Origin of the sequence: Tissierella praeacuta DSM 18095 (assembly GCF_900128955.1) — a bacterium.
GTDB lineage: Bacteria > Bacillota > Clostridia > Tissierellales > Tissierellaceae > Tissierella > Tissierella praeacuta.
Map to the genome: position 1 here is coordinate 387,593 of NZ_FQTY01000001.1, position 16,096 is coordinate 403,688.

18 protein-coding genes and 1 riboswitch are annotated in these 16,096 nt (G+C 29.0%); of the genes, 3 read left to right on the plus strand and 15 right to left on the minus strand.

The window, feature by feature from the left end; translation table 11 throughout:
* Window positions 1-99 precede the first annotated feature (99 nt).
* The 3 genes from rpmF to BUB33_RS02115 form a co-directional block, all read right to left on the minus strand.
* Window positions 100-279 (minus strand): 50S ribosomal protein L32, encoded by a 180-nt coding sequence (gene rpmF / locus BUB33_RS02105; protein WP_072972552.1) that lies wholly within the window; start codon window positions 277-279, stop codon window positions 100-102.
* Window positions 280-292: 13 nt separating this feature from the next.
* On the minus strand, window positions 293-811 hold the full coding sequence (locus tag BUB33_RS02110) for a YceD family protein (protein ID WP_072972554.1): 519 nt from the start codon (window positions 809-811) through the stop codon (window positions 293-295).
* A 66-nt stretch (window positions 812-877) separates the two neighbouring features.
* On the minus strand, window positions 878-2,074 hold the full coding sequence (locus BUB33_RS02115) for an acetate/propionate family kinase (protein WP_072972556.1): 1,197 nt from the start codon (window positions 2,072-2,074) through the stop codon (window positions 878-880).
* 112 nt (window positions 2,075-2,186) lie between these two features.
* Here BUB33_RS02115 and BUB33_RS02120 point away from each other — a divergent pair, with 112 nt between their 5' ends.
* Both BUB33_RS02120 and ylbJ read left to right on the plus strand, forming a co-directional pair.
* The gene (locus BUB33_RS02120; protein WP_072972559.1) at window positions 2,187-3,431 is read left to right on the plus strand and encodes a nucleotidyltransferase; all 1,245 of its coding nucleotides are present in this window, start codon (window positions 2,187-2,189) and stop codon (window positions 3,429-3,431) included.
* A gap of 53 nt (window positions 3,432-3,484) precedes the next feature.
* Window positions 3,485-4,711, plus strand: coding sequence for a sporulation integral membrane protein YlbJ (gene ylbJ, locus BUB33_RS02125; RefSeq protein WP_072972562.1), 1,227 nt, complete (start codon window positions 3,485-3,487; stop codon window positions 4,709-4,711).
* Here the strand turns inward: ylbJ and BUB33_RS02130 are convergent.
* From BUB33_RS02130 to BUB33_RS02155, 6 genes are read right to left on the minus strand one after another with little or no spacing between them, the layout of a single operon-like run.
* On the minus strand, window positions 4,695-5,141 hold the full coding sequence (locus BUB33_RS02130) for an ATPase (RefSeq protein ID WP_072972565.1): 447 nt from the start codon (window positions 5,139-5,141) through the stop codon (window positions 4,695-4,697). The genes ylbJ and BUB33_RS02130 overlap by 17 nt on opposite strands.
* Window positions 5,142-5,146: 5 nt before the next feature.
* Window positions 5,147-5,629 carry a pantetheine-phosphate adenylyltransferase gene (gene coaD, locus BUB33_RS02135; RefSeq protein WP_072972567.1) on the minus strand — a complete coding sequence of 161 codons (483 nt, stop codon included), beginning with the start codon at window positions 5,627-5,629 and terminating at the stop codon, window positions 5,147-5,149.
* A gap of 12 nt (window positions 5,630-5,641) precedes the next feature.
* The gene (gene rsmD / locus BUB33_RS02140; RefSeq protein WP_072972569.1) at window positions 5,642-6,199 is read right to left on the minus strand and encodes a 16S rRNA (guanine(966)-N(2))-methyltransferase RsmD; all 558 of its coding nucleotides are present in this window, start codon (window positions 6,197-6,199) and stop codon (window positions 5,642-5,644) included.
* A gap of 60 nt (window positions 6,200-6,259) precedes the next feature.
* Window positions 6,260-8,320 carry an ATP-dependent DNA helicase RecG gene (gene recG / locus BUB33_RS02145; protein ID WP_072972572.1) on the minus strand — a complete coding sequence of 687 codons (2,061 nt, stop codon included), beginning with the start codon at window positions 8,318-8,320 and terminating at the stop codon, window positions 6,260-6,262.
* Window positions 8,321-8,375: 55 nt separating this feature from the next.
* Complete coding sequence (locus BUB33_RS02150; protein WP_072972574.1) at window positions 8,376-10,022, minus strand: DAK2 domain-containing protein; 1,647 nt, start codon at window positions 10,020-10,022, stop codon at window positions 8,376-8,378.
* Between the two features lie 18 nt (window positions 10,023-10,040).
* Window positions 10,041-10,397, minus strand: coding sequence for an Asp23/Gls24 family envelope stress response protein (locus BUB33_RS02155; RefSeq protein ID WP_072972576.1), 357 nt, complete (start codon window positions 10,395-10,397; stop codon window positions 10,041-10,043).
* A gap of 315 nt (window positions 10,398-10,712) precedes the next feature.
* Between BUB33_RS02155 and rpmB the strand changes: the two genes are divergently transcribed.
* Window positions 10,713-10,904, plus strand: a complete 192-nt coding sequence (gene rpmB, locus BUB33_RS02160) for a 50S ribosomal protein L28 (protein WP_072972578.1) — start codon at window positions 10,713-10,715, stop codon at window positions 10,902-10,904.
* 42 nt (window positions 10,905-10,946) lie between these two features.
* Here the strand turns inward: rpmB and BUB33_RS15955 are convergent, their stop codons facing one another.
* The 6 genes from BUB33_RS15955 to pknB all read right to left on the minus strand — a co-directional run bounded on the left by BUB33_RS15955 (window position 10,947) and on the right by pknB (window position 16,088).
* Entirely contained in the window at window positions 10,947-11,117 is a 171-nt protein-coding gene (locus BUB33_RS15955; protein ID WP_159429150.1) for a hypothetical protein, read from the minus strand.
* 86 nt (window positions 11,118-11,203) lie between these two features.
* Window positions 11,204-11,839: a thiamine diphosphokinase gene (locus BUB33_RS02165; protein WP_072972581.1), complete on the minus strand. Its 636-nt coding sequence runs from the start codon at window positions 11,837-11,839 to the stop codon at window positions 11,204-11,206.
* Between the two features lie 16 nt (window positions 11,840-11,855).
* Window positions 11,856-12,404, minus strand: coding sequence for an energy-coupled thiamine transporter ThiT (gene thiT, locus BUB33_RS02170; RefSeq protein WP_072972584.1), 549 nt, complete (start codon window positions 12,402-12,404; stop codon window positions 11,856-11,858).
* Window positions 12,405-12,460: 56 nt separating this feature from the next.
* Window positions 12,461-12,561, minus strand: a riboswitch (TPP riboswitch).
* Between the two features lie 43 nt (window positions 12,562-12,604).
* On the minus strand, window positions 12,605-13,252 hold the full coding sequence (rpe, locus tag BUB33_RS02175; protein ID WP_072972586.1) for a ribulose-phosphate 3-epimerase: 648 nt from the start codon (window positions 13,250-13,252) through the stop codon (window positions 12,605-12,607).
* 1 nt (window position 13,253) lies between these two features.
* Complete coding sequence (gene rsgA, locus BUB33_RS02180; RefSeq protein ID WP_072972588.1) at window positions 13,254-14,129, minus strand: ribosome small subunit-dependent GTPase A; 876 nt, start codon at window positions 14,127-14,129, stop codon at window positions 13,254-13,256.
* Between the two features lie 9 nt (window positions 14,130-14,138).
* On the minus strand, window positions 14,139-16,088 hold the full coding sequence (gene pknB / locus BUB33_RS02185; protein ID WP_072972591.1) for a Stk1 family PASTA domain-containing Ser/Thr kinase: 1,950 nt from the start codon (window positions 16,086-16,088) through the stop codon (window positions 14,139-14,141).
* Window positions 16,089-16,096 lie beyond the last annotated feature (8 nt).

The window sequence follows — 16,096 nt, forward strand, 5'->3', positions numbered from 1 at the left end:
CCGTGTATTTTAAGACTACTGATATTTAATATATATTAGACTAAAATAAAATGCAATATTAAATTAAAAAAAGATAGTGAGTATCACTATCTTTTTTTATTATTCTACTGCAATAACTTCCCTGTTTTTGTAATATCCACATGATCTACAAACTCTATGTGGTTGTTTTGGCTCATGACATTGTGGACACTCAACAACTGTAGCTTTGTTTAGTCTGTAAGAAGAAGCTCTTCTCTTATCTCTTCTAGCTTTAGAAGTTTTTCGTTTTGGTACAGCCATTTAAAACACCTCCTTAATTCTTCGGAAAAAAATTCTTTAGTTTTTCAAATCTTGGATCAATATTTTCTTGAATACAATTGCATTTTGTATTATTTAAATCTACTCCACATGTAAGACATAACCCTTTGCAATCATCGCTACATAAGGATTTCATAGGTAAAGAAAGAATTACCTGGCTTAAAATATGCTCTCTAATATCTAAATTACCATCCTCATAGTAGAACAATTCATCATAACCTTCATCTTCCTTATTAATTTCTTCCTTACCCTTTACAAGTTTTCCAGATAAAATAGTTTTTACTTTATTAGTAGTAGATTTCAAGCATCTATGACAGTTTTCTATATAGGTATAAAATATTCTAATATCTACTGTCTTCTCCCCATCTACTTTAAATATCTCACCTTCATATCTTACAGGCTCAACTATTTTAATGTCTCTTCCACTTAAATCCAAACTATCTATTTTTAGTTCCCCTTCAAAATGTAAAGATTCATTACTTCCATCAAGAAAACTTGATAAGTCAATTATCATATTTTTCACCTCTTAGACTAACAAAGATAATTATATAAAGGAGGCATCAATTTGTCAAGAATAATATTATTTAGACACTAATTCTAATGTATCTCTAGCTATCATTAATTCTTCATTTGTAGGAATAACAAGTATATTAACTGAATTTGAATCTTTATTAAGTTTAGCTTCTTCGCCTCTTACATTATTTAACTCTGTATCAATATTGATTCCTAAACATTCTAATCCTTCACAAACCTTTTCTCTAATAGAACCTGAGTTTTCACCAATACCTGCTGTAAATACTAAAGCATCTACTCTACACATAGTAGCAACATAAGCTCCTACATATTTTTTAACTCTGTTAACAAAAACATCTAAAGCAAGCTTTGCTCTTTCGTTACCTTCATTCGCTGCTATTTCTAAATCTCTAAAATCACTACTTATTCCTGAAATACCTAATACACCTGATTGTTTATTTAACATATTATTTACTTCTTCAAAGCTCATATTTTCCTTATCCATAATAAATGGAATTATAGCTGGATCTATATCTCCTGATCTAGTTCCCATTGCTAATCCCTCTAATGGAGTAAAGCCCATACTTGTATCCACAGATTTTCCACCTTGTACTGCACATACACTAGAACCATTTCCTAGGTGACAAGTAACAATATTTAAGTCTTTAATATCCTTACCTAATATTTCAGCTGCTCTTAAAGATACGTATTTATGGGAAGTACCATGGAATCCGTATCTTCTAATTTTATATTTTTCATAATACTCATAAGGTATAGGATAAATATAATTATCAGCTTCCATTGTTTGGTGGAAAGCAGTGTCAAATACTGCAACCATTGGTGTATTTGGCATTAATTCTTTACAAGCTTCTATTCCAGTAATGTTTGGCGGATTATGTAAAGGTGCCAACTCTATACATTCATCAAGAACTTTCATAACCTCATCATCTATTATAACAGATGAAGCAAATGTTTCTCCACCATGTACAACTCTATGTCCTACTGCTCCAATTTCATCCATGGACTTTATTGCTCCATGATTTTCATCAATTAAAGCATTAAGAACTAGACCTAATGCAACTTTATGATTAGCCATAGGCTCTTCAATTATTACTCTCTCTTTACCTGTAGTATCATGTTTTATTTTAGAACCTTCGATTCCTATTCTCTCTACAAGTCCTTTACACAGAACTTCTTCTCCATTCATATCTATTAACTGATATTTTAGAGAAGAACTTCCACAGTTAATTACAAGAATTTTCATATTTTATTCCTCCTAATTAATTAATTGTTCTTTTGTCTATAATTCATAATATTACATTTGTGTTAAAAAATCAACATGATATAATTAAAGAAAATATATTTTGGAGGTTACTATGACAGTTGTTGGGTTTATTACTGAATATAATCCATTTCATTATGGACATAAATATCATTTAGAGCAATCTATGAAAAAATCTAAGGGAGATTATTCTATTGCTATAATGAGTGGTTCATTTTTACAGAGAGGTGAACCATCTTTTATAGATAAGTGGTCAAAGGCTAAAATGGCAATAGATAATGGTGTAGATTTAGTATTAGAACTACCCTTTATATTTGCATCCCAATCTGCAGAATTATTTGCTTATGGAGGAGTAAAGTTAATGGATAGTCTAAACATTGTAGACTTCCTAGCATTTGGGACTGAAATAGGAGAATTAGAACCCTTAGAAAGAATATCATCTATACTATCAGAAGAACCTAATTTCTACAAAGAAAAATTAAAATATTATTTGTCTTTGGGACTATCCTATTCCATATCACGAAGCAACGCAATTAGAGAATATATTAATATTATTTTGCCAAATAATCAATATGACTATGAAAAAATACTTGCTCAATCTAATAATATATTAGGAATAGAGTATTTAAAAGCATTAAATAAAATTAAATCTAAAATAACCCCTATTGCCATAAAGCGTTCTGGCAGCCATTACAATGATTTACATTTATCCAATGGTTTTGCTAGTGCAACGGCAATAAGGAATTTAATTAAAAATAAAGACTTAAATCATATTAAAGATTTAGTTCCTATTGAAACATATTATTGTCTAGAAGAATATCTTAATAAATATAAGGACTTTAACTATATAGAAAATTATAATCAAATTTTTTTGTATTTAATTCGAACAATAGAGAAAAACAAGTTACAATCTTTAATAGATATTGAAAATGGTCTTGAAAATAGGATGATTGCTCAAGGCTCTAAAAATAATAATATTAAAAAAATAATAGATAACATTATAACAAAAAGATATCCAAGAACACGCATACAAAGACTATTTATTCATCTATTAAATCAACTTGATAAAAACACTTTCAAAGAACTTTATAATTGTTACCCTTCATATATTAGAGTCTTAGGTTCTAATAAAAAAGGTTTAATTTTATTAAATAAAATCAAGGAAAACTCTTCTTTACCTATTATAACAAAATTTGCTGATTATAAACATTTTAAATCTGAAGCCTTAGAAAAAATTCTTATATTTGATAAAAGAGCTACAGATATATTCTTTCTTGGATTAAATTCATCCAATGCTTTGGCAAATATGGATTATTATAATTCTCCTTATATTAAATAATACATCATATTGTCCTCCTATAATTCATAAAATTGTTTATAGGGGGTGCAAATATGATAAAGAAAAAAAAGAATAAAAAATTTAATATGAATTTAATATTTTTAGTAATAATTATTATGGCATTAACAGGAATAATAGCTAATCCTAAACTTTCTCTAAACAGTGCTATTGCTGGTATAAATACATGGTTTAATATAATACTTCCTTCTCTACTACCTTTTTTTATTATATCTGAGATCCTTATAGGGTTGGGATTTGTTGATTTCATAGGAAAACTATTGGAACCATTAATGAAACCATTGTTTAACATACCAGGTGAAGGTGCATTTCCTCTAACTATGTCTTTATTATCTGGTTACCCCGTTGGTACTAAGATAACATCTAGATTAAGAGAAGAAAAATTAATAACAAAGAATGAAGGTAATAGACTAATATGCTTTACAAGTACATCTGGACCTCTTTTTATGTTAGGTGCAGTCAGTATAGGAATGTTAAACGACTCTAAAATTTCACCATTAATTATTATTCCCCATTACTTATCTGTATTAGTATTGGGATTGTTTTTTAGATTTTATAATTCAAGTAATACTCCATTAATCAAAAGACAAAAAAGAAATATATTTCAAGAAATACAAGACTCCTATATTACATGGTCAAAAACAAAAAAATCCATAGGTTCTTTAATAGCAAAATCTGTTAAAGAAAGTATGGATACTATAATACTAATAGGAGGTTTAATAATATTCTACTCCGTATTAGTTGAAGTATTGTTTAGTATGAAGTTTTTCAATACAATTCTATATTATATAAGCAACTTATTAAATTTAGATTCACAGCTAATTAAGGGTACCATTATAGGATTTTTTGAAATGACTATAGGTTGTAAAAACATTTCTCTTTCAAATATAAGTTTTATTAATAAAATACTAGTAATTAACTTTTTAATTGGATGGGGTGGACTTTCAGTTCATAGTCAAGCCCTTAGTTTTATTAATAGCACAGACTTAAATAGCAAATTATATATTATATCAAAATTTTTTCATGGAATATTATCTTCTATCTTTGGATATATAATATATTTACTAAAGTATCAAGACTATGTACAAACAACCTTTTATAATTCAATACCTTTTAATATTCAATACAGCTTTTCTAATTGGGTTTTCCTATTAACTAGCTCTACTAGACTTGCTTTAACTTTGAGTATATATGTTTTTTTTCTATCAATATTAGTTTCTATTATATATGAAATATTTAAAAGGCTCAATTTGAGCCTCTAAGTTCTTTTCTATTTTCATTTAATAATTGAATTAATTCTTTCAAGTTTTCTTGGGTTTCCTCTAATAAGCTATCAGCATATTCCATGGCACCAATTCTAATTTCCTTAGCATTGGACTGAGCTTTATTAATTATTTCTTCTGCCCTAGCATTTGCCTTTTTAGTAATTTCCTCTTGATCAACTAATTCTTCTAATCTATATTCAGCCTCTTTTAAAACTGTATCTGCATCTTTCTGAGCTTCTGCTAAAATCCTCTGTCTTTCGTCTTTAATCCAAGCCGCTTGCTTGATTTCATCTGGTAATTTAATTCTAATTTCTTTTAATATTTCTAAAACTTCAAATTTGTCTATCATAACTTTCCCTGAGAATGGTAAACTTGTCCCTGCTTCTACAATATCCTCTATTTCATCAATTAATCTTAAAACTTCCATATGTACTATATTCCTCCTTTAAATTTATTCTTTAAAGCTTGTTCAACAACTTTGGGAACAAAACAAGAAATATTTCCACCAAACATAGCTACTTCTTTAACAATGCTTGAACTTAAATATGCATATTTGCTACTAGATACCATAAAAAGTGTTTCAATTTCAGTATTTATTTTTTTATTAACTAAAGCCATCTGCATTTCATATTCAAAATCTGAAACAGCTCTAAGTCCCCTAATCATAGTTGTACAATTTCTTTTTATTGCATAATCAGTGAGAAGTCCAGAAAAAAAATCTATTTCCACATTAGGAAATTCTTTTGTAACCCCTTTTAATAATTCAATTCTTTCTTCTAAAGAAAAAACACTTTTCTTAGATGGGTTATTTAATACAGCTACTATTAGATGTTCCACCTTTTTAGAAGTTCTTTCTATAATATCTAAATGACCATATGTAACTGGATCAAAGCTCCCTGGATATATTGCTCTCATAAAATTTCCTCCTTAAGTCTTTCTCTTATAAAACGATAAGGATTTACTGCCATATCTTCTAAAATCCGATTTAATAAATCCAAATAAATTATCTTCTAAATCTAATTCCTTTTCATGTTCAACCACTATAATACCGTCTTTAGTCAAAATATCTCCTATATCTATGGCTTTTAGAAGTTCATTAATTAATCCTTCTTGACGAAAAGGAGGATCTAAATAGATATAATTAAATGCTAATTTTTTTGCACTAAATTTTCTCATGGCTACTAAAATATCCGATTTAATTACAATACCTTGTTCTAAAAATCTTGTATGCTCTAAATTTTCATTTATAATATTTATGCTCTCTATAGAATTATCTATAAAATAGCAGGTTTTAGCTCCTCTACTTAAAAATTCTATGCCTATAGAGCCAGAACCTCCAAATGCATCTAATATAATGCTGTTTTCATCTATATGATTTAATATATTAAATAAGGCTTCCTTGGTTCTGTCCTCAGTTGGTCTAACTTTCATTCCTTTAGGCACCTTTAATTTATGTCCTTTTCTAGAACCTGATATAACTCTCAAGTATTTACCTCCTCACTTACACAATTATTTTATCATATATTAAGGATTTTGAAACAAAAATTAATTAAAAGTTAAATATTCTTCAGAATTTGAGAACATTTTTTGTATCTGATTTTTTAATTCTCTATATTTTTCCTTTGATAAATTAGGGTCTTGATTTATAATATTTATACCTTCCTTTTGAGCCAGCTTTAAAATCTCCATATCTGTAAACAAATTAGCTACCTTCAACTCAGGTAATCCATGTTGTCTAGTTCCAAAAAATTCTCCTGGCCCTCTTAATTCCAAATCTTTTTCTGAAATCTTAAACCCATCAGTAGAATTTTGTAATATTCTCATTCTCTCCCTAGCTATTTTACTATTACTTTCATTTATCAATATACAATAAGACTGATGCTCTCCTCTTCCTACTCTTCCTCTTAATTGATGTAATTGAGCTAACCCAAACCTTTCTGCATTATAAATAACCATAATATTAGAATTTGGTACATTTACACCTACTTCTATAACTGTAGTTGAAACTAATATATCAATTTTATGCTCCTTAAATTCTTCCATAACTAAATCCTTTTCTTTAGGTTTCATTTTACCGTGTAATAGCCCAAGCTTAAAATCCTTAAATATATTATCTTTGAAATTTATATATAACTCTTCCGCCGCATTTAATGTTAAGTTTTCATTTTCCTCTATTAAAGGGCATACTATATATGCCTGTCTCCCTTCTAAAATTTGTTTACTAATAAATTTATTAACTCTTTCTATCATTTCAGGTCCAACAGCATATGTTTCGATTTCCTTTCTGCCTGGCGGAAGTTCATCAATAATAGAAATATCTAAATCTCCATATAAAATAAGAGCCAAGGTTCTAGGAATAGGAGTTGCAGTCATTACAATAATATCAGGATTATTTCCTTTTTGAGATAAAATAGCCCTCTGTTTTACACCAAATCTATGTTGTTCGTCTGTAATAGCAAGTCCTAGATTTTTAAATTCTACATTATCCTGAATTATAGCATGAGTTCCTACTAGTATGTCTATATTTCCTTCTTTTAAACCCAATAATATTTCTTCTTTTGCCTTTGGAGAAATACTTCCAATTAATAATTCTATTGTAATATTATGTCCTGAAAAAAAACTCCTTAAAGACTCAAAATGCTGACTAGCTAGTATTTCTGTAGGAGCCATCATTACAGCCTGATAACCAGATAATATGGCCTTAAGCATAGAAAGAACTGCCACTACAGTTTTACCTGAGCCTACATCTCCTTGTACCAATCTATTCATTTGAGTATCTCTTTCCATATCTGCTTCAATTTCTTTAAAAACATTAATTTGTGAATTGGTAAGTTTAAAAGGTAGTTTTTCAATAAAATCATATATTTCTTTAGTTTTGTTAAATCTAATCCCCTTATTATTGCTAAAGTTTTTATTTTTAATAATCAAAAGTCCCATCTGCAGAATTAACAATTCTTGAAAAGAAAGTCTTTTCTTAGCCTTTTCTAATAAAATATTATTTTTAGGAAAGTGAATATTTCTAATAGCATCTTTTATTCCAATTAACTCATATTTATCCATTATATCTTTTGGTAAAAATTCTATAATTTTATCTATATATTCATTAATAGAATAATCAACAATCTTCATTATTTCATTATTAGTTAATCCCTCAGTTAGAGAATATATAGGAGTTATTCTTCCTACTTTATCCCTATCATTAGTTTTTTCAAAAACAGGACTAATTATTTGAATTTCCATTCCAACTTTATTAATTTTTCCATTTACTATTATTGTTTCACCAATTCTAAATTTATCTTTTAGATATTCTTGGTTAAACCATATTAAATTTGCATTGTAAGAACTATCCTTAACAGGGATTTTTATAATGGATAAATTCCTCCTGGGTCTTAATATATTAGCTCTACCTATTATCTCAACTTCTAAACTTACTTTTTCTCCTATTTGACATTCTCTCAATGTCTTAAATTTCGTTCTATCATCATAATCTCTAGGTATAAAATATATTAAATCTTCTATAGTATTTATATTTAACCTTCTTAGTTTAGAAGCCCTTTTAGGACCTACACCTTTTATATATTGAATATTTGCAGATAATGACTCCATTTATAATCACCCCTATAGTTAATAATACCAAAAAACCCTACCAAAAGGTAGGGTTTTATTCTACAGAAAATATATAGTAATATATAGGTTGACCGCCAAATACCAATTCTATATCAATATCTTCGTATAAGCTAGATAATTGATTTTCTAACTCCTTGGCTGAATCTTCATCTAAATCAGAACCATGTAAAATAGTAATTAGTGAAGTATCTTCGTCAATCATATTATCTAATAACTTTATAGCAACTTCATTTATATTTTTCCCATTTGCTACTATATCACCTTCAGAAATTCCAATGATATCATCCTTATATATCTTTGTACCATTTAATTCTGTATCCCTAACGGAATAAGTAACCTGACCTGTTTTAACATGTTTTATGGCATCTTTCATGCCTTCTATATTTTCCTCTAAAGATTTAAACTCATCAAAAGCCAGTAATGCAGCTATTCCTTGAGGTATAGTCTTTGAAGGAATAACTATTATATTCCTAGAACTAAGTTCTTTAGTCTGCTCTGCTGTTAAAATAATATTACTATTATTAGGAAGTATAAATACATTTTTACCTAATGTATTATCAATAGCATTAAGTATATCTTCTGTACTTGGATTCATAGTTTGCCCACCAGAAACCAATATATCTACATTAAGACCTTTAAAAACTTCATCAATTCCTTCTCCAATAGATATTGCAACAAAAGAATATTCCTTTTCCAAATTTTTATTTTCTTCATCATTAGACTTGGATAATTCCGATTTTAATAAAATTTCCTCATGTTGATATCTCATATTATCAATTTTTATATCTGTTAACTCCCCAATGCTAAGTGCTTTTTCAAGTACTACTCCTGGATTATTTGTATGGACATGAACCTTTATAAGCCCTTCTCCACCTACTACCATTAATGAATCTCCTTGTATTGATAGCTCATTTCTAAAGGAATCAATTTCTTTATAGTTGGTATTAATTATAAATTCTGTACAATAACCATATTTAATATCATCTGTATCTATATGTTCATGACGTTGATATTCTTTTGGTTCAACTTTTTTCTTTTCTTCAATCTTAATTTCAATATTTTCTATACCAGCTAAAGCATTGTATGCACCAGTTAAAACATAGATTAATCCTTTACCTCCTGCATCAACTACTCCAGCTTGTTTCAATACTGGAAGCATATCTGGAGTTCTACTGAGTGCTATTTCTCCATGGTTTATCACCTTTTTAAGAAAAACTAAAATGTCCTTTTCTTCTCTACTAATGGAAATTGCATATTCTCCACATTCTCTAGCCACCGTTAAAATAGTTCCTTCTGTTGGCTTCATAACAGCTTTATATGCCGTATCAGCAGCTTGCTTAAATGCCTCAGCAAGTATTTTGACATCAGCAACATCATTTCCATCTAAACCATTTGCAAACCCACGGAAAAGTTGTGATAAAATAACACCAGAGTTACCCCTAGCACCCATTAAAGAACCATGAGAGGTAGCTAATGCTATTTTAGAAACACTATTTTCGTCAAGGTTAAGTCCTTGTTTTATAGCAGAATTCACTGTCAAAGACATATTTGTACCTGTATCTCCATCAGGAACAGGAAAAACATTTAAGGAGTTTACCTCCTCTTTATTATCTTCTAGGAACTTTGCCGCACCTGCTAGAGCCTTTTTGAGCATCGCCCCATCTAGAATTTCAATTTTCAATTATAGTACCTCCTCAAACTACTTTTCAACTCTTATTCCTTGTACATGTACATTTATTTTGTCTATTTTTAGACCAGTTAAATTTTCAACATTAAACTTAACCCTTTCAATTATATTTTCTGCAACTACAGATATTCTTACTCCATATTCCAATATAACATGTAAATCAATAGTTAATTTATCATCTTTTGTATATACTTTAATGCCCTTAGATAAATAGTCCCATTTCAATAACTCAAATAAACCATCTGTAGCATTCTTAGAAGCCATACCTACTATACCGTAACTCTCCATGGCAGATATTCCTGCTAGGGTAGCTATTACATTATCATCTATACTAATCGCTCCATATTCAGTATTTGTTTTGGCTGGCATATATAATCGCCTCCTTATTTTCAATATACCATATTTTATATTTTACCCTAAATATTAAAATAGTTCAACTAAATCCTATTATTATAATAATAAAAGCCTATATCAATATTACAAGTTAACTTTTCTTCAAATTCATTTCCATCAAATTCTTTTTTTCAAAAAACTAAATTAAAACTTTTTTATTCATTACAAGATAATAATACATTTTGGTTGCATTTTTACTAATTATTATGTTAGAATATAATGTGTTATTATTGAAATTTAGAAAATATACTTTAAAAGTATTTTCAGTAGTAGATTAAGGAGGTGTTTTTCATGGCGAAAGTTTGTGAAGTATGTGGAAAGGGAAAAGTATTTGGTAATAAAGTTACTTTCTCAAATAAAAAGAGTTCAAGAAGTTGGTCACCTAATATTAGATCAGTTAGAGCGATAGTTAATGGTGGAACAAAAAAAATTAATGTATGTACTAGATGTTTAAGATCTGGATATGTTGAAAGAGCATTATAATTATGTAATAAAATAAGGCTTCCATGTGCAAAATGGTAAGCCTTATTTTATTTTTAGGATCAATGCCCCCATTATGAATAACCCTACTCCAATTAATATCAGAACTGCCTCCATAGGTATAAATTTTATAATTATCAGAAGTCCAATAATAGCTAAAGTTATACCTACTATTCTTTTTATCTTCCTTATATACCTATAGCAAAACCTCTTCATATTTAACACCCCTACAATACTTTATTATATTGTATTCGAAATACAAAGGAATGGTTACAAAAAGCTTAGAATTATAATTCTAAGCTTTAATCTTTTGAAATAAATACTAATGCTTTACCTCTATGAATTTTAATTATTCCAGTATTATCTACAATTTCATTACTAATTCCATAAGTAGAACCAAACTTAATAAATTCATTATCTAAATTATAGAAAAAGCCCTTTAAAGATATAACAATTCCATCTTCTACTATGGGTATAATGGAAACATAACTGTTTTTTAAACATGGCAGTTCCAAATAGTCATCTGTTAAGTAAATAATATTATTATCATCTACTATCTTTCCATTAATTCCTTTATCATATAAAGTATTTAATAAAAATATATTTGCCATAGTATGGTCTTGTCTAGTTCCAGTGACTCCTGTTAATATAATTTCTTTATATCCTCTATCAATTAAATATTTCATAGCAATTTCTGTATCTGTTTCATCTTTAATAGAAGGATATTTTTTTATAGGTATATTATTATATTTTATATAATCTAATGAAACTTGGCTAATAGAATCTAGATCTCCTATAACTAAATCTGGATTTCTATTGATTTTCATAAGATGGTTCATTCCGCCATCTGCACATATAATAAAATCTACTTCTTTAACTACTGACTCTAATCTATTATAATCTGTAATAGTACCACTAGATACAATTAGCCCTTTCATATACATCATCCTTTTTCTAATTTGCTTTTATAGATTTTTGTAATGGTTTCCATATTAAAGATAATATAATTGCAGAAATTATAAATTCAGGCACTAAATAACTTGCTTGATAACCTAAAGAATAAAGCCAAGGATTTTTATCTCCTGCATATTCTTTAAAAAAGATTACACCTGCAAGAAAATGACAGATAAATCTTCCACCTATGGCTAAAGCAGTTGATAAAGCAGTATTCAGATAATACCTTACCTTAGAATCATTACTATCCCAACTAGAAAATAGTCCTGCTAAACCTAATAGCCCAAAAGCCACAGGATATTCTAATATAGCTTGTATTGGTGAAAACACCCATCCACCTAATATGATTTTTAAAATTCCAAAAGTAGCACCTGCAATCACCCCTGCCCCAGCTCCCCAACGCATAGCAAATAATAGTATAGGTATCATACTACCTGCCGTTACAGAACCACCTTGAGGTGCTTCGTAAATCTTTATCTTACTTAGCACAATAGCTAAAGCCAACATGATACCTGCCTCTACAATCATCTTAGTACTCCATTTTTTCATAAAAAACTCCTCCTTTAAATTAAGAACCCCATCACCAACGTAGGTAATGGGTATTTAAAGGCTAATACACACTTCCCTACGCTAGCATTACCTAGTTCAGGTCTAAGGGTCGGGATAAATATCCTCTCTCAGCCAATTGGCTCCCCTAGTGTTAATTTTTTATTATTTAATTAATTCTATTATAACATAGATTTACTAATTTACAACATTTTAAATTCTTTAGTTCTGTGTTCTATATCTTCTGCTCCAAATATATCTGAACCAACCACCAATAACTCTGCTCCACAGTTTAATATTTCTTTAGCATTATTTAACTTTACTCCACCATCTACTTCAATTATAATATCTAAATTTCTTTCATCAATGATTTTTCTTAATCTTCTTATCTTATCTTTCATAGATTCAATAAAAGACTGTCCACCGAAACCAGGGTTAACTGTCATTATAAGGATTAAATCAACATCTCCTAAGATATACTCTATATTTTCTAAGGGTGTTGAAGGATTTAAAGATACTCCTGCCATAATACCATAGGATTTTATCTCTTGTATAGTTCTATGCAAATGAATAGTCGCCTCTTCATGAACAGTTATTATATCAGCACCTGCATCAACAAAATTTTTAATATATCTTTCAGGTTTATCTATCATTAAATGTACGTCAAAGGGAATTTCCGTAACCTTCCTTAGTCTTTTAATTACTGGAGGTCCAAAAGTAATATTAGGTACATATATACCATCCATCACATCTAAATGAAGATAATCGGCACCACCATTTTCTATTTTTTTTATTTCTTCTTTTAAGTTAGCAAAATCTGCTGAAAGTAATGAAGGCGCAATTTTAGCCATTTTAGTACCTCCTAATATTTTTTATTTCTTCAAGGAAAAGTAAATAATTTTCATATCTTTCTTTTCTTATATTTCCTTCTTCTACCTGTTTCTTTACTTCACAATTTGGTTCATTTTTATGTAGACAACTAATAAATCTACATTTATCTCCATATTTATATATCTCTCGGAAATAGTTTTTAAGTTCTATTTCTTGTTCAATAAAATCTATATTTAAAGAACTAAATCCAGGGGAATCGAGAACAAAAGTATTATCATGTAATTCTAAAAGTTCTATATGTCTAGTAGTATGTTTTCCTCTTTTAGTCTTGAAGCTTACATTACCAGTTTCCAATTTAAAATTTTCATTAACTGTATTCAACAGCGATGATTTCCCAGCACCTGAAGGTCCAGCAAAAACTGATATATTATTATTCAATAATTCTTTTAATTCATCAATACCCTCTCCTGTTACTATACTGGTATTAATAACTTTATACCCTATATTTTTATAAATACTTTTCAAATCCAATGCCTTTTCTTCTGCTAAATCAGATTTATTTATACAAATTACAATATCTAAGTTCTCATGTTCAGCCATTATAATAAACCTATCCAACAACCAAGGGTTAATATCTGGTCTTTTTATGCTCATGACTATTATGGCCTGAGTAATATTTGCTACTGGCGGTCTTAAAAGCTTAGATGTCCTAGGATATATTTCTTCAATATATCCAGTATTATCTTCATCACTTATTCTAATTCTCACCTTATCTCCTACAAGGGGAGTCAGTTTCTCTTCCCTAAAGACACCCCTTGCCCTACATTCTACTATATCTGATTTTGTTCTTACATAATAAAATCCACCAATACCTTTAACTATTATCCCATTTATCATAAAAACCCTCTATTCCTTTTTAGGTACTGCTTCTTTAAATTCATCATTATAGTATATTTCAAATACTGCACTTTTCTTTCCTTTAAATGTCTTATAAAATGGTTCTTCTGTAGCCTTATGTGTTCTATCATATACCACTTCACTTCTACCGTCTTGAATCTTTATTATTTTAATTCTTGTTTCTTCTGTATCAGGTGGAGGAGTTATTATAAAGGTTATTGATTCTTCTTTATCTCCAGTATTATTATTCTCTCCTTCATTATTATTTTCTTGACTTGGTCCACTACTTATATATAAATCAACTGCTGTATCACTTTCTAATTCAGTTCCTTGATTATAACTTTGCCAAGTAACTATATCTTTTCCTGCATTTTCACTTGGTTGAGGTATGACATCACCAACTTGAAGTCCTGCTTTAAGAATTTCAGATTTAGCTTTTTCAATATTTAATCCAGTTACCTTTGGCATGATTACAAGCTTTATTTCTTTGCCTTGACTTATTACCAAAGTTATTCTAGTTCCTGGTTCTACACTAGAGCCACTATCGGGAGTTTGACTAATAACTACATTTTCAGGTACTGTATCAGAATGTTGATAATCTGTTCTAATAAGTAAATCAGATTTTTCAGCCAGTTCTTTAGCTTTATCTAAATCTTCATCTACAAAATTAGGAACCTTTATTTGATTATCTCCTTCACTTATTGTAACTTTAATAGGATAACCTTCTTTTAATTTAGTATCTTCAGCCTCACTTTGAAAGATAACTTCTCCTGCTTTATATTCACTATTTTTCACTCTACTCTCCACTTCAAATTTTAATCCAAGGTCTTCAATTTTTTTTCTAGCTTCTTCTTCTTGCATTCCTACTATATTGGGAACAGTAATTAAGTCACCACTGGCAAAAAAACTTTTTAATTTATAGGCTCCTAACCAGATACTGGTTGCTAATAAAAACGCTAAAAAAATTCCTAAAAAAATGACTTTCCCACCGCTATCTTTTTTACTTGTTTTTTTTGTGATTTTTGATTTTTTATTGTCTTTCATAATTTCATCATCCTCTATATCAACTATTGGAATTATCTTAGTATGAGAATCATAGTTGTCCATATCTTCAAATCCAAAGTCAGTTGGATTCCCTTTTATCCTTCTTAAATCCTTTATTAATTCAGTAATATTTGCATATCTGTCGGCTTGCCTTTTTTGTACACATTTTAAGATAATATTTTCAAATCCAATTGGTATTTCACTATTAAATTCTCGGGGTGGTCTAATATCTTCCTGAACATGCTTCAAAGCAACAGTTATAGGGCTTTCACCTTCATAAGGAAGTTTACCTGTAAGCATTTCATACATAACTATACCAAGGGAATATATATCAGACTTCTCATCAGTATATCCCCCTCTAGCTTGTTCTGGGGAAAAATAATGAACTGAGCCTAATACATTAGATGTTGTTGTCATAGTTGAACTTGTAGCCGCCCTTGCGATACCAAAATCCGTAACCTTAACCCTATTATCATCTGTAATCATAATATTATGGGGTTTTATATCCCTATGAACTAAATGATTTTTATGGGCATGTTGTAATGCTTCTGCAATTCGGTATGAATATTCCAATGTATTTTCTATAGATAATTTACCATTTTCTTTTATAATTTCTTTTAATGTCTTTCCTTTTATATATTCCATTACAATATAATAAATTTGACTATCTTCATCATTTTCAACACCAACATCATAGATATTGACTATATTTGGATGTGAAAGGCTAGCAGCAGCTTGGGATTCTCTTCTAAACTTTCTAACAAATTCTTCATCATTTACAAATTCCTCTTTTAAAACCTTTACAGCTACAAATCTATCTAGAAGTTGACATTTTGCCTTATATACTAAGGCCATACCTCCGCCACCAATTTGCTCTATTATTTCATATCTTCCACCTAAAATCTTGCCTATCATTTTTTCAC

What these genes read in the sequence shown, in the direction of transcription:
- ylbJ (WP_072972562.1), top strand. Translation starts at nt 3,485, where the DNA reads ATGATAAAGAAAAAAAAGAATAAAAAATTTAATATGAATTTAATATTT.
- pknB (WP_072972591.1), bottom strand. Translation starts at nt 16,088, where the DNA reads ATGATAGGCAAGATTTTAGGTGGAAGATATGAAATAATAGAGCAAATT.
- BUB33_RS02130 (WP_072972565.1), bottom strand. Translation starts at nt 5,141, where the DNA reads ATGGAAGTTTTAAGATTAATTGATGAAATAGAGGATATTGTAGAAGCA.
- BUB33_RS02115 (WP_072972556.1), bottom strand. Translation starts at nt 2,074, where the DNA reads ATGAAAATTCTTGTAATTAACTGTGGAAGTTCTTCTCTAAAATATCAG.
- BUB33_RS02165 (WP_072972581.1), bottom strand. Translation starts at nt 11,839, where the DNA reads ATGAAAGGGCTAATTGTATCTAGTGGTACTATTACAGATTATAATAGA.
- thiT (WP_072972584.1), bottom strand. Translation starts at nt 12,404, where the DNA reads ATGAAAAAATGGAGTACTAAGATGATTGTAGAGGCAGGTATCATGTTG.
- rpmF (WP_072972552.1), bottom strand. Translation starts at nt 279, where the DNA reads ATGGCTGTACCAAAACGAAAAACTTCTAAAGCTAGAAGAGATAAGAGA.
- recG (WP_072972572.1), bottom strand. Translation starts at nt 8,320, where the DNA reads ATGGAGTCATTATCTGCAAATATTCAATATATAAAAGGTGTAGGTCCT.
- rpmB (WP_072972578.1), top strand. Translation starts at nt 10,713, where the DNA reads ATGGCGAAAGTTTGTGAAGTATGTGGAAAGGGAAAAGTATTTGGTAAT.
- BUB33_RS02155 (WP_072972576.1), bottom strand. Translation starts at nt 10,397, where the DNA reads ATGCCAGCCAAAACAAATACTGAATATGGAGCGATTAGTATAGATGAT.
- coaD (WP_072972567.1), bottom strand. Translation starts at nt 5,629, where the DNA reads ATGAGAGCAATATATCCAGGGAGCTTTGATCCAGTTACATATGGTCAT.
- BUB33_RS02110 (WP_072972554.1), bottom strand. Translation starts at nt 811, where the DNA reads ATGATAATTGACTTATCAAGTTTTCTTGATGGAAGTAATGAATCTTTA.
- rsgA (WP_072972588.1), bottom strand. Translation starts at nt 14,129, where the DNA reads ATGATAAATGGGATAATAGTTAAAGGTATTGGTGGATTTTATTATGTA.
- rpe (WP_072972586.1), bottom strand. Translation starts at nt 13,252, where the DNA reads ATGGCTAAAATTGCGCCTTCATTACTTTCAGCAGATTTTGCTAACTTA.
- BUB33_RS15955 (WP_159429150.1), bottom strand. Translation starts at nt 11,117, where the DNA reads ATGAAGAGGTTTTGCTATAGGTATATAAGGAAGATAAAAAGAATAGTA.
- BUB33_RS02120 (WP_072972559.1), top strand. Translation starts at nt 2,187, where the DNA reads ATGACAGTTGTTGGGTTTATTACTGAATATAATCCATTTCATTATGGA.